Source organism: Haloferax sulfurifontis ATCC BAA-897 (genome assembly GCF_000337835.1).
Lineage (GTDB): Archaea > Halobacteriota > Halobacteria > Halobacteriales > Haloferacaceae > Haloferax > Haloferax denitrificans.
Window position 1 is genome coordinate 112727 of the sequence record NZ_AOLM01000003.1, and the last position, 26798, is coordinate 139524.

Annotated in this window: 26 protein-coding genes and 2 tRNA genes; 9 read left to right on the forward strand and 19 right to left on the reverse strand. The window is 68.1% G+C overall.

Annotated elements, in window-relative coordinates:
- Positions 1-197: 197 nt before the first annotated feature.
- Positions 198-2180: a DUF7527 domain-containing protein gene (locus C441_RS01430; protein ID WP_007273455.1), complete on the reverse strand. Its 1983-nt coding sequence runs from the start codon at positions 2178-2180 to the stop codon at positions 198-200.
- A 177-nt stretch (positions 2181-2357) separates the two neighbouring features.
- On the opposite strand from C441_RS01430, the gene C441_RS01435 reads away from it, so the two are divergent.
- Positions 2358-3263: a hypothetical protein gene (locus tag C441_RS01435; RefSeq protein ID WP_007273456.1), complete on the forward strand. Its 906-nt coding sequence runs from the start codon at positions 2358-2360 to the stop codon at positions 3261-3263.
- On the opposite strand, the gene C441_RS01440 is transcribed toward C441_RS01435, so the two are convergent.
- Both C441_RS01440 and C441_RS01445 read right to left on the reverse strand, forming a co-directional pair.
- Positions 3264-4088: a CDP-alcohol phosphatidyltransferase family protein gene (locus C441_RS01440; protein WP_007273457.1), complete on the reverse strand. Its 825-nt coding sequence runs from the start codon at positions 4086-4088 to the stop codon at positions 3264-3266.
- 166 nt (positions 4089-4254) lie between these two features.
- Entirely contained in the window at positions 4255-4608 is a 354-nt protein-coding gene (locus C441_RS01445) for a hypothetical protein (RefSeq protein WP_007273458.1), read from the reverse strand.
- A 53-nt stretch (positions 4609-4661) separates the two neighbouring features.
- Here C441_RS01445 and C441_RS01450 point away from each other — a divergent pair, with 53 nt between their 5' ends.
- Positions 4662-6320, forward strand: coding sequence for a potassium channel family protein (locus C441_RS01450; RefSeq protein WP_007273459.1), 1659 nt, complete (start codon positions 4662-4664; stop codon positions 6318-6320).
- Positions 6321-6400: 80 nt separating this feature from the next.
- Here C441_RS01450 and C441_RS01455 read toward each other — a convergent pair whose 3' ends face one another.
- The gene (locus C441_RS01455) at positions 6401-7249 is read right to left on the reverse strand and encodes a cytochrome c oxidase subunit 3 (RefSeq protein WP_007273460.1); all 849 of its coding nucleotides are present in this window, start codon (positions 7247-7249) and stop codon (positions 6401-6403) included.
- A gap of 211 nt (positions 7250-7460) precedes the next feature.
- Entirely contained in the window at positions 7461-8537 is a 1077-nt protein-coding gene (locus C441_RS01460) for a phytoene/squalene synthase family protein (protein WP_049918188.1), read from the reverse strand.
- 117 nt (positions 8538-8654) lie between these two features.
- On the opposite strand from C441_RS01460, the gene C441_RS01465 reads away from it, so the two are divergent.
- Positions 8655-9797 (forward strand): acyl-CoA dehydrogenase, encoded by a 1143-nt coding sequence (locus C441_RS01465; RefSeq protein ID WP_007273461.1) that lies wholly within the window; start codon positions 8655-8657, stop codon positions 9795-9797.
- 2 nt (positions 9798-9799) lie between these two features.
- Here the strand turns inward: C441_RS01465 and C441_RS01470 are convergent, their stop codons facing one another.
- Positions 9800-10150, reverse strand: coding sequence for a hypothetical protein (locus C441_RS01470; RefSeq protein WP_007273462.1), 351 nt, complete (start codon positions 10148-10150; stop codon positions 9800-9802).
- Positions 10151-10270: 120 nt separating this feature from the next.
- On the opposite strand from C441_RS01470, the gene C441_RS01475 reads away from it, so the two are divergent.
- Positions 10271-10546 (forward strand): DUF7111 family protein, encoded by a 276-nt coding sequence (locus C441_RS01475; RefSeq protein WP_007273463.1) that lies wholly within the window; start codon positions 10271-10273, stop codon positions 10544-10546.
- Positions 10547-10617: 71 nt separating this feature from the next.
- Positions 10618-10881 carry a hypothetical protein gene (locus C441_RS01480; RefSeq protein WP_007273464.1) on the forward strand — a complete coding sequence of 88 codons (264 nt, stop codon included), beginning with the start codon at positions 10618-10620 and terminating at the stop codon, positions 10879-10881.
- Positions 10882-10895: 14 nt separating this feature from the next.
- On the opposite strand, the gene C441_RS01485 is transcribed toward C441_RS01480, so the two are convergent.
- Entirely contained in the window at positions 10896-11567 is a 672-nt protein-coding gene (locus C441_RS01485; protein ID WP_049920372.1) for a protein sorting system archaetidylserine synthase, read from the reverse strand.
- Positions 11568-11733: 166 nt separating this feature from the next.
- Between C441_RS01485 and C441_RS01490 the strand changes: the two genes are divergently transcribed.
- Entirely contained in the window at positions 11734-12180 is a 447-nt protein-coding gene (locus C441_RS01490) for a cupredoxin domain-containing protein (RefSeq protein WP_007273466.1), read from the forward strand.
- 128 nt (positions 12181-12308) lie between these two features.
- Here C441_RS01490 and C441_RS01495 read toward each other — a convergent pair whose 3' ends face one another.
- Genes C441_RS01495 through C441_RS01510 form a run of 4 tightly spaced genes read right to left on the reverse strand, consistent with a single transcriptional unit; the run spans position 12309 to position 14799 of the window.
- Positions 12309-12974: a 30S ribosomal protein S3ae gene (locus C441_RS01495; RefSeq protein WP_007273467.1), complete on the reverse strand. Its 666-nt coding sequence runs from the start codon at positions 12972-12974 to the stop codon at positions 12309-12311.
- On the reverse strand, positions 12967-13209 hold the full coding sequence (locus C441_RS01500; RefSeq protein ID WP_007273468.1) for a KEOPS complex subunit Pcc1: 243 nt from the start codon (positions 13207-13209) through the stop codon (positions 12967-12969). The genes C441_RS01495 and C441_RS01500 overlap by 8 nt, the downstream gene beginning before the upstream one ends.
- Entirely contained in the window at positions 13206-14327 is a 1122-nt protein-coding gene (locus tag C441_RS01505; protein WP_007273469.1) for a hypothetical protein, read from the reverse strand. Before C441_RS01505 ends, C441_RS01500 begins: the two co-directional genes overlap by 4 nt.
- A 4-nt stretch (positions 14328-14331) precedes the next feature.
- A complete protein-coding gene (locus C441_RS01510; RefSeq protein ID WP_004977438.1) occupies positions 14332-14799 on the reverse strand; it encodes a 30S ribosomal protein S15 in 468 nt (155 codons plus the stop codon).
- A gap of 233 nt (positions 14800-15032) precedes the next feature.
- On the opposite strand from C441_RS01510, the gene C441_RS01515 reads away from it, so the two are divergent.
- A tRNA-Ala gene (locus C441_RS01515) sits at positions 15033-15104 on the forward strand.
- A 413-nt stretch (positions 15105-15517) separates the two neighbouring features.
- Here C441_RS01515 and C441_RS01520 read toward each other — a convergent pair.
- Positions 15518-15730 (reverse strand): hypothetical protein, encoded by a 213-nt coding sequence (locus C441_RS01520; protein ID WP_007273470.1) that lies wholly within the window; start codon positions 15728-15730, stop codon positions 15518-15520.
- A 152-nt stretch (positions 15731-15882) separates the two neighbouring features.
- On the opposite strand from C441_RS01520, the gene C441_RS01525 reads away from it, so the two are divergent.
- A tRNA-Ala gene (locus C441_RS01525) sits at positions 15883-15954 on the forward strand.
- 514 nt (positions 15955-16468) lie between these two features.
- Entirely contained in the window at positions 16469-17983 is a 1515-nt protein-coding gene (locus tag C441_RS01530; protein ID WP_049920360.1) for a DUF7289 family protein, read from the forward strand.
- Positions 17984-18043: 60 nt separating this feature from the next.
- Here C441_RS01530 and C441_RS01535 read toward each other — a convergent pair whose 3' ends face one another.
- The 7 genes from C441_RS01535 to C441_RS01565 are packed head-to-tail and all read right to left on the reverse strand — an operon-like array spanning position 18044 to position 26765.
- Positions 18044-18814: a DUF7289 family protein gene (locus C441_RS01535; protein WP_007273472.1), complete on the reverse strand. Its 771-nt coding sequence runs from the start codon at positions 18812-18814 to the stop codon at positions 18044-18046.
- Positions 18811-19326, reverse strand: coding sequence for a DUF7266 family protein (locus tag C441_RS01540; RefSeq protein WP_007273473.1), 516 nt, complete (start codon positions 19324-19326; stop codon positions 18811-18813). The genes C441_RS01535 and C441_RS01540 overlap by 4 nt, the downstream gene beginning before the upstream one ends.
- Positions 19323-20357, reverse strand: coding sequence for a hypothetical protein (locus C441_RS01545; RefSeq protein ID WP_007273474.1), 1035 nt, complete (start codon positions 20355-20357; stop codon positions 19323-19325). Before C441_RS01545 ends, C441_RS01540 begins: the two co-directional genes overlap by 4 nt.
- Positions 20345-20980: a DUF7288 family protein gene (locus C441_RS01550; protein WP_007273475.1), complete on the reverse strand. Its 636-nt coding sequence runs from the start codon at positions 20978-20980 to the stop codon at positions 20345-20347. The genes C441_RS01545 and C441_RS01550 overlap by 13 nt, the downstream gene beginning before the upstream one ends.
- A complete protein-coding gene (locus C441_RS01555; RefSeq protein ID WP_007273476.1) occupies positions 20974-21477 on the reverse strand; it encodes a DUF7287 family protein in 504 nt (167 codons plus the stop codon). The genes C441_RS01550 and C441_RS01555 overlap by 7 nt, the downstream gene beginning before the upstream one ends.
- Complete coding sequence (locus C441_RS01560) at positions 21474-23516, reverse strand: type II secretion system F family protein (protein ID WP_007273477.1); 2043 nt, start codon at positions 23514-23516, stop codon at positions 21474-21476. Before C441_RS01560 ends, C441_RS01555 begins: the two co-directional genes overlap by 4 nt.
- Positions 23517-26765 carry an ATPase, T2SS/T4P/T4SS family gene (locus C441_RS01565; RefSeq protein ID WP_007273478.1) on the reverse strand — a complete coding sequence of 1083 codons (3249 nt, stop codon included), beginning with the start codon at positions 26763-26765 and terminating at the stop codon, positions 23517-23519.
- Positions 26766-26798: the final 33 nt, after the last annotated feature.

A 26798-nucleotide genomic window follows, 5' to 3' on the forward strand; every position in this document is an offset into this window, starting at 1 on the left:
GACCGACCGCGGTAGCGACGCTTCGACGCGCGGTACCGGCTGTACCGACACGACACGACACCACGGACACTATCCGCGGTCGCTCTCCAAGCACCGCGGTCGTTTCACTATTGCTCAGTCGCACCGCCAGCCGCGGCGCTCCGCGGGCGTAGAACACCACAGCGACAGCGACCGACGACGGTCGAAGCTGGGCCGACTCAGAGGTCGGGGACGTTCAGGTGGAACTCGCCGCCCCGCGCTTCGACCAGACAGAGGTGGTAGCCCTGCTTCCGCGAGAGCTTCACGAAGCTCTTGCGCTTCGACCGGCTCAGGAGGCCGCCGCCGGTCTCCTCGGTGGCGGCTTCCAGCGCCCCCGGCTCGAAGAAGCTCTTCGTGACCATGAACGCCGAGCCGAGCGTCTCCTTCGCGTTGGCGACGCCCTTCGAGTCCTTGATGAGCTGGGTGACCATCGGCCGGGTCGCCGGGTCCCGCGAGTCGTTCAGGTTCGCCACGAACAGCGGCTCGCCCATCTGGTCGCGGACGATGATGTCGAACTGGCGCGACTCGGCTTCGCCGTCACCGAGGGGTATCGAGACGCTCCCGTACAGCTCGATTCGGTCGGCCTTCGGAATCGAGTCGAAGACGCCGGCGAGGCTCGACCGATTGCCCGTCTCGCCGATTTCGTAGAGCAGGTCGGTGACGACCCACTTGGCGAAGCCGTACTCGGGCGTCTCGTGGAGGAACTCCTCGTAGGGCTGGCCGTCGATGCCGAGCCCCTCCGTGTCGAACGTGGTGTGGTGTTCGAGCCGGAGGTTCTCGACGACCTCCTCGCGGGAGGCCTGCCCGTCGTGGGCCTTCTCCAGCGTCGCCTCGCCCTTCCGGGCGTAGCGGACGAACAGGTTCGTCCCGCGGAGCGCCTCGTCGGCCGACATCGAGCGGTCGGTCGACCGGATGCCCGCCTCGTCGAGCTGTCCCCGAAGCCGCTCGACCTCGGATTCGAGCTCGGCGACGCGGCCTTCCAGCTCCTCGGCGCGCGAGCGGTGTTCGTCGCGCTCCTCGCGGAGGGCGTCGCGCTCGGATTTGAGCCGGTCGCGCTCGGACGCCAGCGCCTCGACTCGCTGTTTCAGCGACTCGGCTTCCGCCGGGTCGACCGCGGGCTCTTCCGACGTCTGTTCGTCCGGCTGAGACCGCCGCTGGGGCGGCTGGTCTTCCGACGACGGCCGCGACTCGGCGGCCGCCCCGCCCCGCGACGGTCGGCGGTGCGTCGCGTGCGTCGTGTTCCGCTGGTGGCTCCGGGGCGTCCCGGGGCGGCCGTCGACGGACTCGCCCTCGGCGTCGCGGGGGTCGAGCGAGGGAATCGACCGGGCGTTTCGCCACTGCGCCTCGGCGGAGAACACGTCGCTCGCGGCCGCGTCGGCCGAGGCGGCAGGGGCCGGCTCTTCGTCCGCCGGCTCCGGCTCGTCACCGACGAGGTCGCCGTCGCCGTCGTCGACCTCGGGGGTCTCGTCGCCGTCCTCGTCGGCAGTGGCGGTCGCTCCCGGCTCGTCGGTGGCCGTCGGGGCGTCCGCGTCCTCGGCCCCTTCGTCGCCCGTCGGAGCGACACCGCCAGCGACGCCGCCAGCGGCGACTCCCGCCGTCTCGTCGGCCTCCTCGTCGGGGTCGCCCCCGGGAATGTCGACGAGGTCGATGTCCACGTCGTAGACCTTGTAGATGCCAACCTCGTCGCTCGCGCGCTCGAACGCCTCGTCGCCGGTGATGAGTCGCCTGCTGTTGCCGACGAAGGCGGCGCTCATCGACTTCCCCCCGTGGTAGACGACGTAGTAGTCGCCCGAGAGCACGTTCTCCGACAGTTCGACGTAGCCGGTGAAGCCGCCCGCCGAGAGCGTTCCGTCGGCGTCCTGTAGCGGCGTCTCCTCCGTGTAGTACTGCGCGCGGACGTCGCCGCCGGTCTCCCGCATCGCGTACAGAAGCGGCAGGGCCGGGTCCGGTGCGCGATACGCCTCTATCGATTCACCCTCGAAACCGTCGACCGTCCCGTCGAAAACCCCGAGGAGACGGCCGTTGAGCATGAATCCCCACGTCATGCCTGCGACGACGGCTCCTGTGAAGCCGTCGTCCGCGAGCGACCGGAGACCACCGTAGCCTCGTTCGGCGGGCGCGGAGTCCCACCCGGTCACCGCGTCAATAATCTCGCTATCCATTTGGCGTTACATCACCGGAACCGAATCAAATACTTTCCGGGCGAATCGAGTGAACGTTTAGCTCAGTTCACACTTGAGCGTGTCCGCCGTGACCGATTCGCTCGCCGCGCCCGAGGCCGGACCGGGCGGAGTCGGGCCGGGAGAACGGTTATACGAGTCCGCCGAGACGAGTCGGTCGTGACCAGCCACGACGACCGGTTCGTCCACTACCTCCGCGCGAAGGAGTCCGTAGACGACCGCGCGCTACACCGACCGACGCTGGCGAGCCTCGAAGACCGACTGGAGGCGCGCGCCGAGTCGCGGTCGGGAGAGCCGCTCCGCGTCGTCTCGGTCGGGGCTGGGACGGGCGCGATGTGTCGGCGACTCCTCTCGTGGGGCGTCTTCGACGCGCACGACGAGATAAAGTACGTCCTCGTCGACCGAACGCGCGGGATGGCCGACAACGCGGCCGCGGCGTTCGCCGAGTGGGCCCGCGCCGCCGGCTGGACCGCCGAGCCGACGTCGAACGGGTTTCGCATCGACCGCCACGGTCGCTCCGTCTCTCTCACCTACGTGACGAGCGACATCTTCGAGGCGATGACGGTCCTCCCGAAGGCCATCGACCTCGTGGTCGCCCACGCGGTCCTCGACGTGCTCCCGCTTCGCCGCGCGGTCGCCGCGCTCCTCTCGCGGCTGACCGACGACGGCCTCTTTTACGCGCCCATCACGTTCGACGGCCGAACCGCGTTCCGCCCGAGCCACCCCGACGACGACGCGGTGCTCGGCGCGTACCACGAGACGATGCGCGACGACGACCGCGCGGGCCCGGACACCGGCTCCGACCTCCTCACGGCGCTCCCCGACCTCGGCGCGCCGGTCGTCGCGGCCGGCGGCTCCGACTGGGTCGTCCACCCGCCGCACGACGACGAGGCGCGAATCTTCCTCGACCGCATCCTCGGCTTCGTCGAGGAGTCCGTCGGCGAGTCGGACGCGGTCGACCGCGAGACGCTCGACGGGTGGCTCCGCGCCCGACACGATGCCCTCGCGGGCGACGAACTCGCGTACGTCGCCCACAACCTCGACGTGTTGGCCGAACTGGACTGATTACTCCGCGACTGACGCGTCTCCGCCGGCCTCGCTCCCGAATCGCCCCGAGACGTAGCCCCAGTCCCGAGCGAAGCCGACGAGGAGCGCCGCGGCCGCGACGCCGGTCACGAGGGGCATCGACGGGTCGAAGACGCCGGGCGCGAGCGCCAGCGGGACGACGCCCATCTGGACGCCGGCGAGGACGCGGCGCGAGGCGCGGGGCGGGAGGTCGAACGTCGCCCGGCCCGCCCGCTGGCGGAGCCTGAGGCCGAGGAGAAACACGTACCGCGCCGCGCCGACCGAGAGGTACCACCACGCGAGTTCGCCGAGGAGGACGCCAGCGAGGGGGGCGACGAGCAGGCCGAATGCGTCGACCGCGGTGTCGAGTCGCGCGCCGAGTCGGCTGACGCGGTCGAGCCTGCGGGCGAGCGCCCCGTCGAGCGCGTCGAGCGCGGCGGCGACCCCGTAGCCGACGGCGGCGGCCCACGCCCACGGCGGACTCAGCGGCCCGTGGAGCGCCACGCCGGCGACGCCGGCGACTCCCGCGACGAGAAACCCGCGGGTGAGTGTGACCGCGGTCGGCACTCCGAGGCCGTCGTAAGCGCGGGCCTGCTCCGCCGCGGACTCGGCCGTCTCGCCGCCGCGGGGCGCGACGTTCTCGTTCGCGTTCGCGTAGGTGTACGCGCAGAGTCCGACGACGACGAACAGCGTCCCGGCGGCCCACGTCGCCGCGGCGGTCTCGGGCGAGGGTTCGGCCCGCGAGACGAGCCAGACCCACTCGGTCGCGAGCAGTCCGCCGAACGCGAGCGTGGCCGCGGCCGCCGCGCCGCCGGTTTCGAGCACGCGGCGTCTCGTCCGGCGGGTCGGCGGTGGGGTCGCACCCCCGTCGGCCGAGGCCGTCACGGTCGCCGTCCGTCGTCTCGGCGGTCGAAGGCTGTGCTACGCATACCCGTACTGGGGGACGGATGTCGGTTAAGTATTCCTCGCGTAACAGGTCCGAGGGGCCGAATCACGGACGGCGCTCGGGACCGGAGCGGCGACTTTGGAGCTCGACCACCGCGAGGAGAAGCAGATACGTCGAGAGCCCGGCCGCGACGACGAGGAGCGACGCCGGCCCGAAGACGACGACGGCGAGGGCGGTGCCGACGATGGCGAGCGCGACGGACGCGGCTCGCACGCCCCGTCGTTCCCACAGTCTACGGGCGCTCGACGCCCGCATCGAGAGCGCGAGTTCGAGCGCGAGCGCCCCGACGACGCCGACGAAGGCCGGCTCGGCCGTCACCGGGGTCCGCAGGAGGGCCGCCGCGACCGCGACGGGGACGAGCACCGCTCCGGCGAGCGCGGCGTCTCGACGGCGGGTCATGGAACTCCTACCGCGTCAGGACGCTTTTAGCCACCGGCGGTCATAGCGGGAGTATGTCTATTTCGGGCGACGGCCCCGGGTTGTCGAAGGCGAAGCGACGACTCGGCCGCTATCTCGCGGGTGCCGGGCTGTTGATGCTCTCGTTCTCTATCGCGTACCAGTGGGCGGCTGGCTTTTTCGCCGGTGAGGACGTCACCTTCCTGCAGGCGGTCCACGTCGTCGTCGAGACGTTCACGACGACGGGCTACGGCGAACAGACCCGGTTTTGGGTCGACCACCCGCCGTTGCTCGCGCTGTCGATTCTGATGCAACTCACGGGCGTCACGACCGTCTTCCTCACGCTCCCGCTGTTTCTCGTCCCGCTCGTCGAAGACGCCCTGCGGACCGCGCCGCCGACGGCGTCGACGAACACGGGCCACGTCGTCATCTGCACGTTCACCCCCCGCGGCGACGCCCTCGTGGACGAACTCGACTCGATGGACGTTCCCTACGTGATTCTCGAAGCCGACCGCGACCGCGCCGAGGAGCTGTACGGCGAGGGCTACGAGGTCGTCCACGGCGACCCCGAAGAGGTCGAGTCGCTGGAGGCGGCGAACGCGCCCGAGGCGCTCGCCATCGTCGCCGACGACGACGACGAGACGAACGCGAGCATCATCCTCGCCGCGAAGCAGGCCGCGCCGGACGCCCGCGTCGTCAGCCTCATCGAGGACCCCGAGGTCGCCGACTACCACCGCTACGCCGGGGCCGACCGGGTCGTCTCGCCGCGCCGGCTCCTCGGCGAGAGCCTCGCGAGCAAGGCGACCACGTCCATCTCCTCGGAGCTCGGCGACGCCATCGAAATCGGCGAGGACTTCGAGGTCGCGGAGTTGCTCGTCCAGCGCGGCAGTCCGGTCGAGGGGCGGAGCATCGCCGAGAGCGGAATCGGGCAGGTCACCGGCGTCAACGTCATCGGCGCGTGGTTCACCGGGGAGTTCGTCTCCCCGCCCGGCCCGGACGCCGTCATCGACGAACACACCATCCTGCTCGTCGTCGGCCGCGAGAAGCAACTCGAAGAGCTCCGCGCGCTGACGCTGTCGTCGGCGCGGCGCTTCCGCCGCGGGACCGTTATCGTCGCGGGGTACGGCGAGGTCGGCTCCACCGCGGCCGAGACGCTGGCGAGCGCCGGCGTCCCGCACCTCGTCGTGGACAAGCGGGACAAACCCGGCGTAGACCTCATCGGCGACATCACCGACCCCCAGACGCTCGCCGAAGCGAACGTCTCCGAGGCCCGCGGCGTCCTCCTCGCGCTCGACAACGACACCACAGCCGTCTTCGCCACGCTCGTCTCCGAGCGCGTCTCCGAGGAGACGGAGGTCATCGCCCGCGCCAACGAGACCGAAAGCATCGCCAAGCTCTACCGGGCCGGCGCGGACTACGTCCTCGCGCTCTCGACGGTCGCCGGGCGGATGCTCGCCTCGACGGTGCTCGACGAGGAGGTCATCGCCCCGCAGTCCCAGATAGAAATCGTCCGGACGAACGCCCCCGGCCTCGTGGGGCGGACCCTCGCCGGGGCAGACGTCCGCGCTCGGACGAACTGCACCGTCATCGCCGTCGAGCGAAACGGCGACCTCGTCACCGAAATCGAACCGGGGTTCCGGGTGGAAGCGGGCGACGACCTCGTCGTCGCCGGCATCGACGAGGACATCTACCGGTTCAACGAACAGTTCGGGTGAGCGGCCGCGGCTCTCGGAGGACAGAGCGCTTCGAAAGAATCGGTGCCGCGGCGTCGCGGCGACAGGCGGGTTCGGTCCGGTTACGCGCCGACTTCCGCGCCGACGTAGAGAACGACGACGAGGAAAATCCAGACGACGTCCACGAAGTGCCAGTACATCGAGGCCGTGCTCACGGAGACGTGGCGCTCGGCGGAGTACTGCCCGCGGAGCGCGCGGACGAAGACGATACCGAGAAGCACCGCGCCGAGGCTGACGTGGAGGCCGTGCAGGCCGGTGAGGCCGTAGAACGCCGACCCGAAGATGCCGTCGGTGATAGAGAAGTTCGAGTGGACGATGAACTCGTAGTACTCGTACACCTGCCCGCCGATGAACACCACGCCGAGCAGGAGGGTGACCGCGAGGCCGAGAACGAAGTTACGGTGATTCTCCTCGCGGATGGCGACGTGCGCCCAGTGGAGCGTGAAACTGGATATGATGAGGATTGCGGTGTTGGCCAACACTAACGACCCGGTTAGCTCCGGCAGTTCCTGCGGCGGCCACGTCCCCGCGCGGATGAAGAAGTAGTAGGTGAACAGCGCGCCGAACGTCCCGAGTTCGGAGCCGAGGAAGGCAATCATCCCCCAGCGGAGCTTCGAGGCGCTCTTCTGGTTCGCGTCGCGCGACCAGAAGTGGCTCACGAACGCGTGGTACAACCAGCCGTAGAGCCCGGCCAGGAAGAGGAAGATACTGCCGATGAACACGGCGGGACCCGCCGTCTGGCCGACGATTCCGTCCTGTCCCATGACGTACAGCCCGGCACCGGCGTAGATGCCCGCGCCACCGACGGCGGTGACGAACGGCCACCAGCTCGCCTCGCCGAAGCCGCGCGGCCAGTCCTGAACCGCCGGCAGGTGATGGCCGTGGTCGTCGTGTGCTTCTTCGGTACTCATAGACGCCCGTTATGCTTGGGTTACTAAAAATCCTCCCAAACTGCGTTCGTCACGGGACCGCATGGGTCTCGAACCGCGGCTCCGACGGCGACCGCGACGGCTCCGACACAGAGCGCTCGCGAGGGTCGGTTGCTCGGCGGGTTGGCGGCGCTCGGCGCGAGAAGAGACGCGAAAACGGAGCCGGGGCCCGACCGACGGTGCGGCGGTGTCTTCAGTCGGCGTTCGTCGTCGCCCGGTGGAACGGCTGTCGCGAGATAATCTCGCGCATCTCCGCCAGCGACTCGGAGCCGGAGCCGTTCATCTCGGTGACGACGGCGAACACCTCTTGGCGGGAGATTTTGACGCCCTCACCCGTCACCGCGTGTTCGGGGTTGGCGACGAGTTCGCGGAGCGTCCCGACCGCGAGCAGGAACGGAATCGCCCACGCGGCGAGCGTGTTGCCCTCGCGGAGCGGCACCGTCTCCAAGTAGGTCTGGGCGTCGTCGAGGAACGACTTGGCGTGGTCGGCGGTCCGCTGGACCACCGAGGCCGTCCGGTCGTTGTGCTCGGGGGCGACGACCTCCTCTTGGGGGACGCCGGCGTCGTCGAGCCAGTCGGCGGGGAGGTAGACGTTGTTCTCGGAGGTGTAGTCGTCGTGGACGTCCTTCGCGATGTTCACGAGCTGGAGGAGTAGGCCGAACTCCTCGGCGGTGTCGTAGAGCCGCGACCGGCGCTCGCTGTCGATGTTGCCGCGAGTCACGAGGTTCGTGATGAGGTTGCCGACGGTGCCGGCGGCGTAGTAGCAGTACTCCTCTAACTCCTCGCGGGACTGGATGCGGAGCCCGCCGGTCTGGGAGTAGCGTTCGACGAACATCGCCATGCCCGAGACGAGTTCGCGGACCGGCGGCGTGACCGCCTCCCGAACGTCCTCCGGAAGCGCCTCGAACGTCCGGAAGACCCGAGCGGTGTTGGCGACGACCATCCAGTCGTCGGACTGTTCGCCCTCCGGGGGGAGGTGCGGCTGTACTGCGTGCACGAACTCGTCGACGGTGGTGTCGTCGTCGGGGTCGAGCGCGCGGTCGTAGAGTCGAAGGAGGTGTGCCTGCTCGTCGGGCGCGATTGAAGACGAATCCTCCACGGTGTCGGCGATTCGACAGAGGAGATATCCGATACAGATGTGCGACGCCATCGGTTCGTCGAGGACGTCGACCGTGAGGGCGAAGGTCCGAGAGACCCCCTGAACTGCATCGTGACACCAATCGAGGTCGTCATCAGTTGCCGGTGGCCGGGCATCGGCGTGTCGAGACATTCGAAGCGTACCCGTATTACGGAAGGGGGGATAAAAAGTCTCGTGGGGAACCGAACCCAGCGGCGCTCGGCGGCGGCACAGGAGAAAACATAAGCATAGTCGATGACAGACTCACGTATGGACTTCGCGCTCACTGCGGAGCAGAAGCAAATCAAGGAGATGGTCTCGGAGTTCGTCGACGAGGAGGTCAAACCTCGCGCGGCGGAGATAGACGAGACCGACGAGTTCCCCGCCGACCTCGTGGCCGAGATGGGCGAACTCGGCTTGATGGGCATGCCCTTCCCCGAGGAGTACGGCGGTGCCGGCCTCGACTACCACTCCTACGCCATCGGCCTCGAAGAGATTTCCCGCGGCTCCGGCGGCCTCGGCACCATCGTCGCCGCCCACACGAGCCTCGCCGGCAACATGCTCTACGAGTTCGGGAACGAGGACCAGAAACAGACCTACCTGACCCCGCTCAACGAGGGCACCGATATCGGCGCGTTCGCGCTCTCCGAACCCGGCGCGGGAAGCGACGTGCCCGCCATGGAGACGACGGCGAAGAAAGACGGCGACGAGTACGTCGTCGACGGCGGCAAGCTCTGGATTTCGAACGGCTCCGTCGCCGACACGGTCGTCGTCTTCGCCAAGACCGACCCCGACGCGGGGAACAAGGGCATCTCGTCGTTCGTCGCCCGGCCCGAGGCGGACGACGGCTTCGTCGTCGAAGGCACGGAACACAAGCTCGGCGACAAGGGCTGTCCGACAGCCGAACTCCGCTTCGACGACATGCGCATCCCCGAAGACCGGCTCCTTGGCGACGAGGGCGACGGCTTCGTGCAGGCGCTGAAGACGCTCAACGGCGGCCGCATCACCATCGCGGCGCGCTCTATCGGCATCGCCCGCGCCGCCCTCGACGACGCGGTGAAGTACGCCGGCGAGCGCGAGCAGTTCGACCAGCCCATCGGCGACTTCCAGGCCATCAAGCACAAACTCGCCGACATGGACACGAAGGTGCAGGCCGCGACGCTCCTCATGCACAAGGCCGCGGACCTGAAGATGCGCGACGAGACGTTCATCAAGGAGGCCGCGCAGGCGAAGCTCTACGCCAGCGAAATCAGCCGCGAGGTGGCCAACGAGGGCATCCAGATTCACGGCGGCTACGGGTACACCAAGGACTTCGCCGCCGAGCGCTACTACCGCGACGCGAAGCTCAACGAAATCTACGAGGGGACGAGCGAGATTCTCCGCAACACCATCGGCGACTGGCTCCAGAAGTAACGTCAGTCGACGACCGACTCGCCAGCGTCGCCCAGTTCGTCTGCACCGCCCATCTCGTCCGCGCCGGCCGTTCGTCGCTCCCCGTTTTCGACCCGCGCCGCGAGCCATTCGTAGTACGATTCGACCCGGCCCGCGCCCGCGTCGGTGAGGCCGTACACGTCGTAGATGCCCTCGGTCCGGCGTTCGAGGTGCCCCGACTCCACGAGCGCGTCGAGCGTCCCGTAGAACGACTGGGGGTCGAGTCGGAGGTCGTAGTAGCGTTCCAACCGGGTCTTCAGCTTCTGTCCGCAGAGTTCGCCCGCGTCGTAGAGGACGGCACACAGGTCCCGGCGGCGGCCGCTCTGAAACCACATACCACCACCTCGGCGGAGAGACACACGTCACTTTCGTTCCGCGGTCCGCCGCGCCTCCGGTCCCGTCTCCCGTCCGCCGGAACCGGTAGTTTAGACAGTCCCGACTCCCTAGCGCCTCGCATGACCGACGCAACCGCCGAGGCGAACGGCGTCACCGCCCGCTACTACGTCACCGACTCCGAGCGCGTCCTCGAATTCGACCGCGACGGCCGGACCGCCGCCGTCGCCCAGAACGTCGACGGCTACGCGATGCTGAAGGTCCGCCCCACCGTCGACGGCGACGAACTCGAACGCTACTACGGGTTCGACATGGCGCTCGACCACGCCGCGGAACTCCTCGGCGTCTCGCCGCACGACCTGCCGGTCCCGGAGGACGCGGCGGACATGGGGATGTGACTCCGGGCGTCGACCGCGAGCCTCCGCGAACGGGAAACCACTTTTCTCCGAGGCAACTGTGAGTTGCGGATATGTCAAACGAGGGACTACCCCAGCGAGCGACCCGCGCCGCGAAAACCGGCGGTCCGCCGGCGCTTATCACCGCGGGCATCGGCGTCGGCGCGACCGGCGCTGTCGGCTCTCGCATCGAGTCGCGGACGGCCCCCGTCGCGCGCGGTGTCGCACAGACCGTCGGCGTCGCACCGGAACTGGGGCCGGTCGTGTTGGTGGTCGCCGCCGCCCTCGTGGTAGTCGTCGCGCTCTTCGTTCCGGAGCTGTTCGACCGCCGCCGATAGCGCCCGCGGTCGGGTTACCCCCAGTAGAACCGCGGGCCCAAAAACAGGTAGCCGAGCGCCAAGAACAGCAGGCCGAACGAAAACCCCTCGCCGAGCGTCCCGGAGCAGACGATCGCGAGGCCCTGCACCGCGCCCATGACGAGCGCGTCCTGCGCGTGGAGGTCCGGGTAGCACACGTCGGAGAGCATGAGCGCGGCCATAACCGCCGAGAGGCCGACGAGCAACATCGGCTCGACGAAGCCGACGAGCACGCCCGCCGAGAGAATCGTCGCCGCGAGCGTCGTCGGCACCCCAATCGTCTCGTCGGACCCGCTGTCGTAGGCGGTGTACAGCGCCAGCCGGACGACCGCGGCCGCGACGAACAGCGCGGCGACGCCGACGCCGGCTACGACCCGGACCCGGTCGAAGCCCCACATCTCGCGAACGACGGCGACGACGAGCAGGGCCGGGGCGACGCCGAAAGAGGCCACGTCCGCGAGCGAGTCGAGGTACGGCCCGGCGTCGGTCCCGCCGTAGCGTCGGGCGACGACGCCGTCGAGACCGTCGGCCATCGCGGCGAGGAGGATGACCTTGGCGGCGAGGTGCACGTCGACCGCGGTTAACACCGCCGCGACGAATCCCAGCGCCGCGTTCCCGGCGGTGACCACGTCGGCGGGGCCCAACCGGCCGACGAATCGGGGTCTCATACCGATGCGATTGCGTACCTTCCCTTTCCCTCTTACGTTCCGTCCGTCGGCGGCCGACGCCGCGTCGCCGCCGCCCGAACCGGACAGAGACGGCGTGTTTCGCTTCGTTCGGCGGTTCGGCGGGCGAACCATGCGACCTTTATCGGTCGCGTCCCGAGGGACGGACATGCGAGACCACGGGTCTTCGGACGGCGGTCGGACGCGGCGTCGATTCCTCGCGGCGGCCGGTGCGGCGGCGACCGCCGGCCTCGCGGGCTGTGCGACCTTGATGGCTTCGGGCGACGACTTCGATATCGGGATGACCGCCGTCGCGTTCGACCCGCCGACGCTGACCGTCGAGGTCGGCGACGAGGTCGTCTGGCGCAACACGAGCTCGCGCGGGCACACCGTCACCGCCTATGAGGGCGTCCTCCCCGAGGACGCCGCGTTCTTCGCGAGCGGGGGCTACGAGAGCGAGCAGGCCGCCCGCGACGCCTACTCCAACTCCCTCGGCGGCCTCATCGGGAGCGGCGAGACGTACGCCCACACCTTCGACGTGCCGGGCGAGTACGAGTACCTCTGTATCCCCCACGAACAGGCCGGCATGGTCGGCACCATCGTCGTCGAGGAGTAAGCTCGGCGCACGGCGTCGAATTCTGAGGGTTAGTTTTTCGCATCCGACCCGAGAGCGACGTGACTCTCGCTCAGCGCGCAGTCGGCGAAAAAGTCGGGATTCGAAGTCGAGCCGTCGGCGAGACGGGCTTACGCTTCGGTCGCTTCGTCCTCGTCGACGTCGACCGCGACGTCGCCTTCGTCGACGCTGACGGCGGCTTCCTCTTCGGCCTCGACCTCTTCGGGGTGGGCTTCGAGGGAGAACTTCTTGACCTCGACGCGGCGCAGGGGGTAGATGACCTTCGCGTCGCCGTAGATGGCCGACGAGAGGCGACCCTCGACGACGCTCTCGGTGAGCGCGTCGTAGGTGTGGCCCGTGATGGCCTCGCGGGTGAGCTCCGTCATGATGCGACGGATCTCGTGTTCCTGGCTCCGGTCCGCCTTCTTCGTGGTGAAGGCGACGGGCTGGAGCTGGACGCGGTAGTCGTCCTTGGTGATGGCCGTGACGTTGGCCTCGATTTTGGACGCGCCGCGGCGGACGAGACTACGGAGGTAGTCTCGGGTGAGCTCCTGCTGGATGAACTCGGTGTAGGCGGCGTCGCTACCGACGTCGGTGATCTTGAAGGTGAGCTTGACGTTGTTCGCGCCCTGGTCGTCGTTGAGGTCGCCGAGGGTGGACTCGACGGTGCGACCGTTGATCTTCTCGGGTTCGTCCGCGAAGGTCGAACCGAGTTCCTTACGGTCGAAATTCTCGGGAGCGATGACGGTGTACCATCGCTTTCCGCGCTTCTGCTTGGAGACGGATCGTTCACTCATGGTTAGTGTCTATGTGCGTTCGTGTGGCTTCGATGACGGTCTCGGCGACCGTCACGTTGACGACGTAGTCATCGACCGTGGCGTGCAGGCCGCCGGTCGAATCGCGTTCGATTGTGGTGACGAGTTCGTCCCCCTCGAGTCGGCTGTGCATCGACTCCGTGTTGTCCGGTTCGAGCGCGCCGGCGACGATGCCGGGGTCGTCGTGGGTCGTCCGCAGGGTCGCACGCCGGGTCATCGGCGCACCTCCCTGACGGCCGCGACGACGTCGCTCGGCTCCGCCGCGGAGTCGAACGTCATCGTCGCTTCCGACGGCGACCCGGTCGCGGACGCGTCCGGCAGGTCGCTCGCGGCCGCGGCGAGGTCCTCGTCGAGTCCGGCAGGGCCGGTCGAGACGAGGGCCGCGGCACCGACGCCGACCGCGAGAACGGTCGGCTCGGGCGAGCGGAAGTCGCGGGCGAGCCTCGCCACCGTGGCGAGTCGCCCCGGCGACGACAGGTCACAGGAGAGCGCGTAGAGGCGCTCGTAGCGGCCCGTCGTCGCCTCGCGGAGCGCGGCGTGGGTCGCCTGCGCGTGGTCGCGCCACGCGTCGAGCGCGGCGTCCCGAACGTCGTGTCCGAGCGCCAGCGCGACGGCGGTCCCGGGCGACTCCCGGACGGTCGCGTCGAGCACGTCGGCGAAGCCGCCGACGGTTTCGAACGGTCCGTTCGGGGTCGTCTCCGGCCCTAACGCGCGTTCGACGGCGGTCGCCGCGCGAGCGGTCGCCTCGCCGCCCGTCGCGTCGATGGCGACGAGGGACGCGACGCGCCTGCGAGCGTCCGCGTCGAGTTCGGCCGGGAGCGACAGTTCGGCGAGCGTCGCCTGCGCGCGCTCCCTGTCGGCCGAAAACGGCGCGTGGACGAGCGTCGAGTGCGCCAGCCCGTCTGCGAGGTCACCCGTGGGGACGGCCACGCCGGGTCCGGCTTCGACGCCCGCGTCGGCCGCGGCGCCCGCGAGTTCGGTGTCGTCGTCCGGCGTCTCGCCGGCGGCGTGGAAGCCGGCCAGCGCGACCACCGGGTCGGGGTCGACGCCGAGTTCGCGGACGACCGAAACGGCGTCGGTCGGGTCGAGTTCGAGGTCCGCATCGGCGTCCGACAGCCCGATGACCGCCACAACGTCGTCGTTTGCGACAGTGTCCGGGTCGTCGGTCGCGCGGATGCGGAAGGGGACGTCGAGTGTCCTGAGCGCCCGTCCGACGACACCGGCGGCCGCGACGGCGGCGCCGCTCCCGTGGACGCGGAGACGAACGAACGTCGCCTCGCGTAGGGTCGCGGCGGCGTCGGCGGCGGGTGTCTGTTCGGCGGGGCTCACGGACATTCAGTTACTCTTCGAGGAGTTCGACAGCGACGTCGTAGCTGTAGGTGAAGTCGTCGTCGAGCTTGTCGCCGCGGTAGTACGAGACGAGGCGGCGAATCTTCGACTCCGTGTTCTGGAGCGCGCGACGGTTGGACTTGTCCTGCTGGTTCTCCTCCATGTGCTCGCGGAGGCGGACGGCGCGCTCCATGAGGTTGCGGAGGTCCTCGGGGAGGTCGCCTGCGGCGTCGTTCTCCTCGAGGATGGTGGTGACCTTCTTGCCCGTGGCGAGCTTGACGTCGGGGACGGGAACGCCCTTGACGCCTTCGTCGCGCAGGGACAGGCCGATCTGGCTCGGGTCCTTGCCCTGTTCTGCAAGTTCGACGACGCGGGCTTCGATGTCAGCCGCGTCGACGTCGCTCCACTCCGGTGCTTCGTCTGCCACCGGCTTGTCCGAGCTGGACGAGCCACGGCGGCGGGTGTGCATTCGTGCCATTGTTGCGGGTTGGAACCGCACTGACCGCAGAAACGAGTACCCCGCAGTCGTATCACCGACTACCGGGGCACTACCGCAATCCCAAGCCCAAACTGGGCGAGTCAGATTTGCGGCCGTGCTGGATTCCCATCGGGTTGTCCACGCGCGCCGGGTTAAACCGTTTCGACTCGGTCCCGACTCGACCCGGTCGGAATCGAAGGGCTTCTAAACGGGCGACGGCTATCGGAAGTTGCGGGCTCGTAGATCAGGGGTAGATCACTCCCTTGGCATGGGAGAGGCCCCGGGTTCAAATCCCGGCGAGTCCACTAATCTCTCTCTGGACTTCCGACGAGCGGAGCGAGTCGCGAGGCCAGAGTAAATTAGTCCTGTTCGAGACGGGATTTGAGCAGCGAGCAAATCTTCGATTTGCGAGTGAGTTCAAATCCCGGCGAGTCCACTCACTTCCTTCCGTCGCTTCGCTCAGTCAGTCGTTCGTGGACTCGCCGACGTCCCACTCGCTTCGTCTGCGGGCGACCCGCGAGTCGCCCGCATGGCATACGAGACGGCAACGCCGTCTCGCTCTGCTCGCGGGACTCCCGGCGAGTCCATTTCTGAACGAAGTGAAGAACTGAGAATGAGCGCTCGGTTCGTCTACAGGCAACTCATTCGTCCGGCAACCGCGTTCGAGCAGTCGCGACAAACACGCCGATTCGACACGCTGTCGAGCGCGTCTGCGACCTCACCCCTCGTCTTCGAACACGCTCATGTCTTTCGCCGCGAGGTCGGTCACGTGCTTGACGATTTCGGGGTCGACCTGCGCGACGTCGTCGCCGTCGTGGACCTGTTCGTTGTGGCGCTCGATGGCGTCCGCGACCTCGGAAAGCGGAACGCGAGTGGTCGTGTCGCAGGTCTCGCACACCACTGGGACTTCGGGGGCGTCGTCGTCAGTCATACCGAGTCGTTCCGTCAGCGACGGAAAAAACGAGTCGGTTCGTCGCCAGGAGCGCCGAGTTCGGGTGTGTGGGACGCACGCGATCACTCCACAGCCGTCGAACGATTCGAAGCCCTTATTTATCCGACCGGGGAATGGATGATTGCGTTTGAGGGCTCGTAGATCAGGGGTAGATCACTCCCTTGGCATGGGAGAGGCCCCGGGTTCAAATCCCGGCGAGTCCATTTCTGAACGAAGTGAAGAAATGACGAGCCGAGCGCTCGCCGTAGCGAGCGCGTGGATTTGAAGCCCTGGAAGTCGCGTGGAGCGAACAGCGTGAGCGAGCACGTCTTCCTCCGGGTTCAAATCCCGGCGAGTCCACTCATTTCCTTCCGTCGCTTCGCTCCGTCAGTCGTTCGTGGACTCGCCGACGTCACGTTCGTTTTACTCACGTGACTCCCGGCGAGTCCATCTCTGAACGAAGTGAAAAGATGTCAAGCCGAGCGCTCGCCGTAGCGAGCGCGTGGATTTGAAGCCCTGGAAGTCGCGCGGAGCGAACAGCGTGAGCGAGCACGTCTTCCTCCGGGTTCAAATCCCGTGAACTCCGTTCACGACCGTCGCAAACCTCCGGTTTGCTCAGTCCCGTCGAGTCCACTGTTCTGCTTGACGGTCGCGTGAACACGCCTCTCGAACGATTCTACTTACCAGATTGTCAGGTACCCCGCGACGTTTTGTCCCCGCATCGCCTTCAGTCAGGTAATGAGCGGTCGCCCCCGAGTCCCACTACTCTATCGCGTCGTCAGAGACCGGACGGCGCAGACCTCGCCGATTGCGGTGGTGCTTCTGTTAGCGGTCACGGTCGCCGGAACGACCGCCGTCGTCGCCCTCGGCGGCGTCGCCCTCGACGAGACGAAACAGGCGTCCCAACTGACGCGCGCCGAGCACTCGATGACGCTTTTCGACTCGCGGGTCGCCATCTCCGCGCTCGGCGAGGGCGAAACGCAGTACGTCGACCTCAGCGGCACCGGCGGCGGTGCCTACGTCGTCGACGACGACAGCGGCTGGCTGAGCATCACGCACAAGAACTACACCGACGACGGCGACGACCAAGAGCTCTACAACGAGTCGCTCGGGACCGTCGAGTACCGCAACGGCGACGCCCGCATCGCCTACGAGGGCGGCGGCGTCTGGCGCACGCAGGACGGGGGGACGACGATGGTCTCGCCGCCGGAGTTCCACTACCGCGGTGCGACGCTGACGCTTCCGGTCGTCCGCGTCGCCGGCGACGGGTCGTCGTCGGGCGACGTGTCCGCGAGGGTCGCGGCGACCGAGCGCGCCCATCGCATCTATCCGAACCAGACGGCGCGTTACGACGACCTACCGACGGCCAGCTACGACAACCCGGTCAGTAACGGGACGATCGTTGTGACGGTCCACAGCGACCACTACCGAGGGTGGGCAGGGTTCTTCGAGTCGCGGAGCGAGGGCACCGTCACGGTCGACGACGCCAACCAGACCGCGAGCGTGGAACTGGAGACGCTCGGTCTCGTCGGCGAGTTCCAGATGCCGAACGAGGGAACCTCGGTCGACGTGCGCGGGATGGCCGGGAACCACAACGTCTCGACGTTCACCCTCACGCTCTCGAACGACCAGCACCTCCAGAACATGGAGTGGGGGATGTACTACGACGGCGACCAGCGCGACCTCGAACTCCACGTGCAGGCCGACGACAAGTGTAGCGGCGATAGCTACGACGGCACGTTCGACCTGACGCTCTACTACGCCACCGAGGACGGCAAGTACCACGGCTGGCAGGCGACCGACCTCGACCCCGACACGAGCGACGCGGTGAGCATCGACTGCTCGTCGAGCAACCCCGAAATCAGCGTCGACTTCACCAGTTCGCAGACGATGACCTACGGCGACATCCAGTCGGACAAGGGCTTCGGCAACCAGAACAAATGGCAGTTCGCCCCCGAAATCACGGACGGCGAGGCCTACGACAGCGTCACCTTCGACGAGCACGCCGCCGACAGCGGCCAGACGTTCTCGAAGGCCGCTGGGGACACCGCCCAGATGGAGTTCGTCGTCAACCACTACTTCTCGCTCGCCGCGCCGCAGTTCGAACTGACCGTCACGGACGGGCCGGGCAACAGCCAGAGCGTCGACGAGTCGGGGTCGCGCGGCGAACTCGACTACGACCAGGCCGAAGGCGGCCAGTTCATCACCTTCCTACACGTCACGGAAAACGAGGTCGAAGTCGAGGTCGAGTGAGCGAGTCCGCCCGCCCACTCCCGACCAGACAGTCACGGTCGGAGCCGGTTTTGGTTCGGCTCAGTCGGCGAACGTCATATCGACCGATGTCGAGACGACGTGGACGCGCGCCGTCCCGTTGACGTGACACGAGACGCTCGGGTAGGCGTCCGGCGGCTCAACCACATCGCCGCAGGTCACGTCGGGGCGGCTCGATAGCTCTCGCTCCCAGAGCGCCGCACGGGGGGAGCGAACGGTCAGGTTCACGTCGTACGGCCCATCGGTCCGCGCGGCCAACACGTCGCTCGCGGCCTTGTCGGCGCGGATGAGGAACGTCCCCGACCCGCCGACGGAGGTCGTCGCCCCCTCGTCGGGCCGCGTCACGAACGCCGGAATCAACACCCGCTCGTCGGTGAGCACCAGCGACGGTCGCCGGACGAACGTCCCGCTGTCGCCCCGCGTTCTGAACAGCGCGTCGAACGCGTAGACGACTCGCTCGTCGCTGGAATCCGCCTCGTAGACGATTGGCGACACCTCGTAGGTGTTGGTGAAGACGACCGACGAACCCCCCGACCGCTCTCCGGAGACGACGAACTCGACGGGTCGGTCGAGCGTCAGGCTGGCGTCCTGAAGCTTCACCTCGGTCGCCCGACTCGGCGCGCCGCGGTCGGCGATGTCCTCCATGTTGTCGCCGAGGATGTCCAGCGCGCGCTCGGCGTTGTTGACGCGCTCGACGTCGCGGGCGTCTTGGAGGCCGGTCATCCCGACGGCGGTGACGAGACCGACCATCGAGAGGACGATGGCGAAGACGAAGACGAACCCGAGCGTGTCGCTCACGGCGCGGTCGCTCACGACACCACCTCCAGCGTCCCCGACGACGAGTCGTAGGTGATGGTCACGTCGCCGCCGTCGAGGCGGCTCGCCGCCAGCGACGTTTCGTTCTTGACCGGCACGCGGACCGTCACCTCGGGGTAGGTCGAAGTGAGTGCGAGTTCGGTCGGCGGACCGGGTTCGACCTCGATGGTGTAGGTCGTGCCGGCGACCCTCGGCGGCAGTCGGATCGTCGCCTCGACCCGCGACTCGCCGGGGGCGGCCCCGATTCGGTCGACCGACTCGATGCCGGCCGCGAGCCGGTTGCCGACGACGTCGAGCTCCGTCTCTGTCACCCGCTCGCGCTCGTCGGAGACGAACCCGCCGGCGGCGACCATCAGCCCCGAGATGAGGACGACCGTGATGGAGAGCGTGAGGACGTAGCCGAGCGCCGTCGAGACGCCGCGGTCGGTCGAGCGACCCCGAGCGCGAAGCGCGCGCTTCCCGCGCCGAGCGCGGTCTCCTGGGTCGTCCGGGAGCGTCGGCGGCGTCACGCAATCTCACCCGGGGCGACCCGGACCTCGCGGGAGACGTACGTCTCGCCCGACTCGTAGACGTACGAGACGGTGACGGCGTACAGCGCCTCCTGTGCGACCGGCGACGACCCGCTTCCGGCGGGTTCGTACTTCGTCGCGTCGAAGACCGTGGCGTTCGTCTCGTCCACGTACAGTTCGTAGGACCCCTCGGCCGCCGCCGCGTTCCGATACGAGACCGTGACCGGGGCGTCGAGGTCGGTGTGGACCGCGTCGAGCGGGTCGCAGGCGGTCCCGTTGAGTCGGCCGTCGGCGACGTCGACGGTGACGTAGTCGCCCGCGTCGGCCGCGACGCTACAGGTCGTCCGGGTCCCGCCGGCGTCCACGACGGTCACGAAGACACGCCCCTGCGTCGTATTTTGGTAGAGCTCGGCCTCGACGACGTCGGACCCGTCGTCGACGACGAGTTCGAACGCCGACCCGCTACTCGTTGCGAGCGAGTCGCGCGAGACGTTGAACCGGACGCCGCGGACGCCGACGTCGCTCGCGAGGGTCCAGTCGGCCGTCTCGTTCCTGTCGGTGAAGTTCCGCGCCGCGTCGGTCTGAGAGATGCGCGTGCCCCGGACGTGGCTGACGCGCTCGGCGTCCGTCGCGGCCCCCCTGACCGCGGCGAGCGTCGCGGCCGCGTCGCTCCAGTTGCCGAACGTCTCGTCGAACTCGTCGGCGAGTTCGACGTACGTGCCGCCCTCGCGGTTGGCCTCGTCGAGGACCGCCCCCGCACCCGCCTCCACCGCGCCGCCGTGGGTGACCGCGCCGTCGAGGTTCGTGTCGGTCGTCCGGGTTGCGAGGTTCTCCGTGTAAATCGCGGTGTTGAGCGTCAGCGCGAGACCGACGAGGAGCACCGCGATTGCGAGCGCGGCGACGAGCATCAGCTGGCCGCGGTCGTCGCCGCCGAGAGCCCTCGCCCCGAGCGACTCTCTCACCTCACCCGACTCCCTCGCCTCGCCAACCGCGTCGCTCGCGCGGTCGAACGCGTCGGTCACATCCGCCATACGACCACCTCCACGTCGACGACGCCGTAGAGCGGCCCCGCGCTCCCGTCCTGCACGAAGTACTCCTCGTCGGCCGCGGCGTCGACCGAACCGAGCGTCTTCGGCGTCTCGACCGCGCGGGGGTCGCCGCCCGGCGAGGTGCCCGGTTCGGTCAGCGCGTCGTCGTCCGTGAGCGTCACGAGCCGGGTCCGCGAGACGGCGTGGTCGCTCGGCTCGCCCATGTACACGAGGCGGGTCGTCCGTCGGACCTCCCGGTCGCGCAGGTAGTGCAGGTAGACGTTGAACGCGATGCCGCGGTCCAAGAAGGACTCGTCGAGCATCCCCCCGAAGGCGGTCGGCGGCCCGCCGTCGACGTAGTAGCCCCGCTCGTCGATGCCGTAGAAACTCCCGTTTTCGGGGTGCGTGAACAGGAGCGTCCGCTTCAGCGCGTCGGTCTCGGCGGCCGCCGTCAGGACGCCGTCGGCGACGGCGGCCTGCTGGTTTTCGATGTGTTGGCTCGACGTGCTCGCGGTCAGGGGCGTCACCGCGGTCACCTGCAACGCGAACGTGACGCTGGCGAGAAGCACCATCGCGGCGACGAGCGCTTCGAGCGCATGGGCCTGTGCGCGAGCCACGGTCACCACACCCTCACCGAGAGTTCGTGGAGGTCGCCGTCGAGGAGGATGGCCCGCCGCGCGGTGACGACGCTCCGGGTGGTCGGAACCGGCTCGCCGGTCGTCTCGACGACGCTCCCGTCCCGCGAGAGCGTGACGTTGAGCCCGTAGGACGCGTCGATGCCGGTCGCGGTGTTGGGGTCGGCACTGCCGTAGTCACAGCCACCGGGGGGCTCGTCGGGGGAGTCCGCGTCGAAGAACGCCTCGGTACAGACCGAGTCGAGCACGTCGGGGTTCTCGTCGTCGACGAGCAGGCGCTGGGTGAGCGAGTCGGCGGCGCGGTTGGCGACGAGCGGGCGGTCCTGTTCGGCCTCGAAGGGGTCGAGAATCTGCGGGATGGTGCCGACGACCCACGCGACCGCGAGGAGGAAGATGCCGACGCCGACGGCGAAGTCGATGGTCGTCTGGGCGCGGGCGCTCCGGCCGCTCGTCTCGCGGCGACCGTCACCGCGGCCGCGCCGCGTCATCCGACCACCATCCACACCGCGAGCGAGAGCGTCTGGAGGATGACGACGAACTTGACCCCCGACAGGAGGTCCGCGTTGCGGATGTAGCCGCTGATGAATCCCGACAGCATCGCCTGGATGGTGACGCCGTGGAAGAACAGAAGCGACAGCAGGTCGGGGTCGATGCCGCCGCCGAAGCTCGGCCCGCCGGTCGTCGCGCCGCCGGAGCTCGACGCCTGCGACGAGAGCCCGGCCATCACGTCGAGGAACTGCGTCTTCAGGATGGCCATCACCGCGAGTAGCGTCACGTAGGTCATGAGGATGATGGCGACCTGCATCCGGGTCCGCGAGATGCGCTCGCGCTCGATGTCGTCTTGATTCTCGGAGGCCTGCGCGGCCGTCGTCAGGACCTCGGTAATCTGGCTCGACGCCTCCTGGGCCTTCGTGATGAGCTTGACCGTCCGGGCGAGCCGCGGGATGTGGTACTTGTTGTTGAACTCGACGAGCGCCTCTTTGAGGCTCATCCCGTAGTGGACCTTCGCGTACATCACCTCGAACTCGTCTGCGAGCTTCCCCGACGAGGTGTCGGAGACGGTCTTGACGGATTCGAGGAGCGTCTGGCCGGTGTCGTTCGCGCTCGACAGCTTGCGGAGGTTGTCGGAGAGCTTCCCCGTGATGGCCGCCCGCGAGTGGACGTTCCACTCGTGGAAGACGGTCAGGGGCACCGCGACGAGATAGACCGGGACGTAAAACCAGATGAACGTCCCCCAGACGGGGCTGGCTATCATCCCGTCCCACGTCGTCGGGGCGGCCCCGCCGACGACGGAGACGGCGAGGAGCGCGAGCGCCGCCGGAACCGTCAGCGCGAGGGTGAAAAGCGGATGCTGTTTGAAAAACAGGTGCGGCCGGCGCAGGAGCTCTTTCGTCTTGAACGTCCCCTCGCGGGACTTGATGCGCGAAAAGAGGCTGAACTCGCCGACGTAGCTCTCGACGAGCCCCATGTGGATGAGCCCCTCGCGCTGTTGGCCCTGCAGGCGGTCGCTCTCGTCTTCGGGGCTGAGGAAGCCGTCGCCGATTTCGTCCTGTTTGACCGTCGAGACGAGCACGAGGAAACCGACGCCGGTCAGCGGGATGAGCCCGTAGACGGTCGCGTACAGCAGGCTCGACTGGGCCTCCCCGAGCATGCTCATGATGACGAGGATGATGATGAGAAGTAGCGGGAACAGCGACAGCGTCATGTACATCTCGCCGAACAGCTCCATCGTCTCCAGCGTCTGTTCTTGCTGTTGTTTCGCGGTCCGGAGGTGCTTGTCCTTCTTGTCGTCGAGGAAGCCCTGCATGTCGCCGCCGGAGTTGACGATAGAGAGCATGTCCGTCAGGAACTGCGAGAGCTCGTCGGAGGGGGTCAAAATCGCCTGGTGGCGGATGGCGTTGCGGTAGTCGGTGCCGAAGTACTCCGTCTCCTGGACGATGCTCTGGAACTCCCGGGAGACTTCGCCGTAGGTGTCTTCGGCGCGGGCCATCGCCTCCAGAATCTCCAGTTGGTTCAGCCCGCCCACGGAGAGGGCGTACATGAACGAGACGGCGTCGGACAGGAGCATGTTTATCTCGCGTTTCCGCGCGGACGCCGTCGAGTACGGGATGGCGACGAGCGTCCCGAACCCGCCGGCGAAGCCGAGCGACCCGAAGACGACCCCCGAGACGACGACCGCCGCGGGCATCGCGAGCGACCGGAGCGTGTCCGCCGTGGCCTCGCTCCCGACCGGAATCCCGAGACTCAGCGAGTCGGACGAGACGAGGCCGAGCGCGAAGACGCCGTAGCCGACGACCATGCCGACGAGCCACAGTACGAGACCGACGAGCACGCCGACCGCGAGCGCCCGCGAGAGGTAGAGCTCGACCGTGTCGGGCATCCGGGCCTGCTGGAGCTTCTCTTCGACGTCGGCGACGAACTCGCCGTCCGTGTCGAACAGAAGCTGAAACAGCGGGTAGAAGGCGTCGCCGAGGGTGTCGGTACTGCGGTCGAGCCCGCCCGAGGTGTTCGAATCGAGGTTGCTCATCTACTCCCCCTCACCGGAGTCCGGACCGCGCGCGTCCGCGTCGTCGTCCGGTGGGTCGTCGGCCTCTGCCGCCTCGAAGCCCCCCCACGTCTCGTCTTCGGGGCCGCTCTCGTCGTCCGGCTTCGACCCGTCGTCTGCGTTCGCGGCCCGCCCCGACTCTGACCCCGACCCCCCGTCGATGCCGAACGCGCCGAAGAAGTCGTCGAGGTCGGCGTCGTCGTTGGGGTCGGATAGCGAGGGGGCGTCGTCGCGGAAGCTGAACGGCCCGTCGGCGTCGTCCCGGTCTGCCGGCTCGCGGTCCGCGTCCGTCTCGTCGCGACCCGCCTCCAGCGCGGGCGTCTCGTCCTCGCCATCGAGCGACGAGGGGCCGCTCTCGCCCTCGATTTCGGGCGTGTCGTCGCCGGGTCCGAGTTCTGACCGGTCGCGCCCCTCGCCGAGTTCGGGGTCGCTGGTCGACGCTTCGAGCGAGTCGAGTTCGCCCCGCTCGCCGGGGGTCGCCTCCACGTCCGGCTCGTCGCGCATGTGGTTGAGCGCCTCTGCGACCTCGCCGACGTCGCGGCCGCGGTAGTCGGGAAACAGCTCGTCTTCGGCTCGACGGAGGATGTCCTGCGCCAGCTTCCGGACGTGTTCGGGCGGGTCGGGTCGGGGGACCATCGCCTCGCTTTCGGGGTCGATGTTGATGTGGACCGACTCCATCTCCCGGAGGTCTTCGAGGCTCCGTTCGAGGTCGTCGGTCGCCATCAGCCCGAGGATGGTGTCCTGGTCGTTGATGAACGCCTGGAACGTCGCCGCGACCTGCGTGTAGGTGTTGAGCCCGCGGTCGATGAGGTACGCGAGGACGACCTGCCGCTTGAAAATCTCCAGTTCGAGCGTCTCGTGGTTCCAGCCGCGGTCGAACTTTATCTCTTCGAGCGTGTTCGACGAGCCCATCTGGAGGAACTCGTCGGTCTCGGCCTGCCACTGGTAGACGTCTTGGACGTTAATCTCGTCGTTCTCGGGGTCGTAGTGGTTGATTTCGGTGAGCGACTTGTTCCGGCGCACCTTGTTGCCGCCGACCCGCGTCGACGTCTGGATGGACACGAGGTCGAGGGCGCTGAACATCGTCTTCGAGACGTTGATGGGCGCGGTCGTAAACCGCTTGAGCACCTCGCCGACCGAGTCGGCGTGGAACGTCGTGTAGGTGGTGTGGCCCGTGGACATGACCTGAAACAGCGTCCGGCCCTCCTCGCCGCGGATCTCGCCCATGACGATGTAGTCGGGGCGCTGACGGAGCGCGGCTTCGAGCAGGTCGAACTCGTCCACGTCGCCTTTGTCGTCGTCCGCGAACGACGGACGGGTGACCGAGGCGATCCAGTTCCGCTGGGGCAGTTCGACCTCGCGGGTGTCCTCGATGGAGACGATTTTCGTGTTCGACGGGATGAAAAGCGAGACGGCGTTGAGCGAGGTGGTCTTGCCCGACGCCGTGCCGCCCGCGAAGATGAGGCTCTTGTCGTTTTCGATGCAGAGCCAGAGGAACGCCATCTCCTCCAGCGAGAACGTCGACCAGTTGATGAGGTCGATGGGCGTGAACGGGACGTCCTTGAACTGGCGGATGGTGTAGTTCGTCCCGTGGTCCGACACCTCGCGGCCGAGGGTGAGCTGTGCGCGCGACCCGTCGGGAAGCGTCGCGTCTACCTGCGGGCGGCGCTTCGAGATGCCCTTCCCGGAGCGCTGGGCGAGTTTCACGACGAAGTCGTCGAGTTCGCCCTCGCCGTGGTAGACGTTCGAGATGATCTGCTCGTAGTCGGAGTGGTAGACGAACACCGGCGAGTTGTAGCCGTCGCAGGAGATGTCCTCGACGTTGATGTCGTGTTTGATGCCGTCGATGCGCTCGTAGCCGATGAAGTCCCGTCGGAGGTAGTACTGGAGCTTCCGCACCTGGTAGTCGTTCAGGTCGTCGGCGTCGTCGGCGAGGACCGCGGACTCGGGCCGGGCGGCGATGCCGTCGATTCCACCGAGCGGGGCGTCCCCGCCGGTGTCTCGGGAGCGACCGCCGAAGACCGAGCCCAGCCCGAGACGGCTCCCGAGGCCGCCGAACCGCCCGGTGGTCGCGTCGGCCGCCGACGCGTCGGCCGCCGAGCCGTTTCCGCCGCCGAAAAGACCGCCCAGTCCGAGTCGAGACGCGAGCCCGGAGGACTCCGCCGCGGATTCCGCCGTCGCCCCGTCGGCGGCCGATTCGTCGTCGCTTTCGCCGCCCGCCGCCGACGCCGGCGGGTCGTAGAGGTCGTACCGCGAGAGCAGTTCGTAGGTCTCGGCCTCGATGACTCGCCCGCGGTTGTCGCGGCCGCCCTCGACGACGCTGTCGTCGCCGTACTTGATGGCGGTCCGGAGCTTGTTCGTGAGAAACTCCGTCAGGTCGTCTTCGATGCGGTTCAGGTACGGTTCGACGACGTAGTACTTCTTCTCGTTTTCCTTGACGGAGTGGAAGATGATGACGAACGCGTAGGGCTTGTTCACCCAGTAGCGCTCGACCTCGCGGAAGTGCGTCTTCTTCTCCATCGGGACGGCCTTTTCGAGGTCGTAGCGGTTCGCTAGCGTGGTCGTGCCGTCGACGCTGGAGAAAAACGCGTCCTCGTCGAACTCGGGGTCGACGTCGACCGTGCGCTCGTCGACGACCGCGCCGAGTTCCTTGCCGCGCTGTCCGGCCCGCGCCAGCGCGTTCTCGATGTGGTCGGGGTCGAAGCCCAGCGCCGCCTCGCCGTCGAAGGGGACGATTTCGCCCGCCGAATCCCGCGGGCGAGAGCCGTCGTCCTCGTAGTAGTACTCGCGTTTGTAGTGTTCCCACAGCCACACGTCCTTGATGACGGGCGTCGTCTCGGGGTCGCAGAAGGCCTCGAACTGCTCGGAGATGTCTTTCGCGTGCGCGCCGCGTTCGCCGACGACGGCCGACACGTCGACCGGGTGACAGTCGAGGAACTCCTCGGGGTCGAGGTCGACGCGGTCCCAGTCGGCCCGAGTCAGCGCCGCGACCGCCCGGTCGTCGTCTTCCCACCGGGACGTTCCGGGCGCGTCGCGTCCCGTCCGCGGGTCGGTCCCGTAGAGCGCTTCTACGTCGCCGTCACTGCCGTATTCGTCGAGAAAATCCGCCCACGTGTACGACCCCACGCGAGCGTTCGACGCCTGCTCCGGAGCGGTGTCGCTCTCCTCGGGTGACGTCACATCACCCGTTAACGCCTTTTGGTCCCCTCCGTCGGCGTCGTCGGTTGCCATTGTGACGGGGTATTCGGGCCGATGGAAAAGTCT

Bases quoted from the DNA above. Each gene is read 5' to 3' on its own strand.
- C441_RS01430 (WP_007273455.1), bottom strand. From the start codon at position 2,180: ATGGATAGCGAGATTATTGACGCGGTGACCGGGTGGGACTCCGCGCCC.
- C441_RS01445 (WP_007273458.1), bottom strand. From the start codon at position 4,608: ATGACCCGCCGTCGAGACGCCGCGCTCGCCGGAGCGGTGCTCGTCCCC.
- C441_RS01450 (WP_007273459.1), top strand. From the start codon at position 4,662: ATGTCTATTTCGGGCGACGGCCCCGGGTTGTCGAAGGCGAAGCGACGA.
- C441_RS01455 (WP_007273460.1), bottom strand. From the start codon at position 7,249: ATGAGTACCGAAGAAGCACACGACGACCACGGCCATCACCTGCCGGCG.
- C441_RS01460 (WP_049918188.1), bottom strand. From the start codon at position 8,537: ATGTCTCGACACGCCGATGCCCGGCCACCGGCAACTGATGACGACCTC.
- C441_RS01465 (WP_007273461.1), top strand. From the start codon at position 8,655: ATGGACTTCGCGCTCACTGCGGAGCAGAAGCAAATCAAGGAGATGGTC.
- C441_RS01470 (WP_007273462.1), bottom strand. From the start codon at position 10,150: ATGTGGTTTCAGAGCGGCCGCCGCCGGGACCTGTGTGCCGTCCTCTAC.
- C441_RS01475 (WP_007273463.1), top strand. From the start codon at position 10,271: ATGACCGACGCAACCGCCGAGGCGAACGGCGTCACCGCCCGCTACTAC.
- C441_RS01480 (WP_007273464.1), top strand. From the start codon at position 10,618: ATGTCAAACGAGGGACTACCCCAGCGAGCGACCCGCGCCGCGAAAACC.
- C441_RS01485 (WP_049920372.1), bottom strand. From the start codon at position 11,567: ATGAGACCCCGATTCGTCGGCCGGTTGGGCCCCGCCGACGTGGTCACC.
- C441_RS01490 (WP_007273466.1), top strand. From the start codon at position 11,734: ATGCGAGACCACGGGTCTTCGGACGGCGGTCGGACGCGGCGTCGATTC.
- C441_RS01495 (WP_007273467.1), bottom strand. From the start codon at position 12,974: ATGAGTGAACGATCCGTCTCCAAGCAGAAGCGCGGAAAGCGATGGTAC.
- C441_RS01500 (WP_007273468.1), bottom strand. From the start codon at position 13,209: ATGACCCGGCGTGCGACCCTGCGGACGACCCACGACGACCCCGGCATC.
- C441_RS01505 (WP_007273469.1), bottom strand. From the start codon at position 14,327: ATGTCCGTGAGCCCCGCCGAACAGACACCCGCCGCCGACGCCGCCGCG.
- C441_RS01510 (WP_004977438.1), bottom strand. From the start codon at position 14,799: ATGGCACGAATGCACACCCGCCGCCGTGGCTCGTCCAGCTCGGACAAG.
- C441_RS01520 (WP_007273470.1), bottom strand. From the start codon at position 15,730: ATGACTGACGACGACGCCCCCGAAGTCCCAGTGGTGTGCGAGACCTGC.
- C441_RS01530 (WP_049920360.1), top strand. From the start codon at position 16,469: ATGAGCGGTCGCCCCCGAGTCCCACTACTCTATCGCGTCGTCAGAGAC.
- C441_RS01545 (WP_007273474.1), bottom strand. From the start codon at position 20,357: ATGGCGGATGTGACCGACGCGTTCGACCGCGCGAGCGACGCGGTTGGC.
- C441_RS01555 (WP_007273476.1), bottom strand. From the start codon at position 21,477: ATGACGCGGCGCGGCCGCGGTGACGGTCGCCGCGAGACGAGCGGCCGG.
- C441_RS01560 (WP_007273477.1), bottom strand. From the start codon at position 23,516: ATGAGCAACCTCGATTCGAACACCTCGGGCGGGCTCGACCGCAGTACC.
- C441_RS01565 (WP_007273478.1), bottom strand. From the start codon at position 26,765: ATGGCAACCGACGACGCCGACGGAGGGGACCAAAAGGCGTTAACGGGT.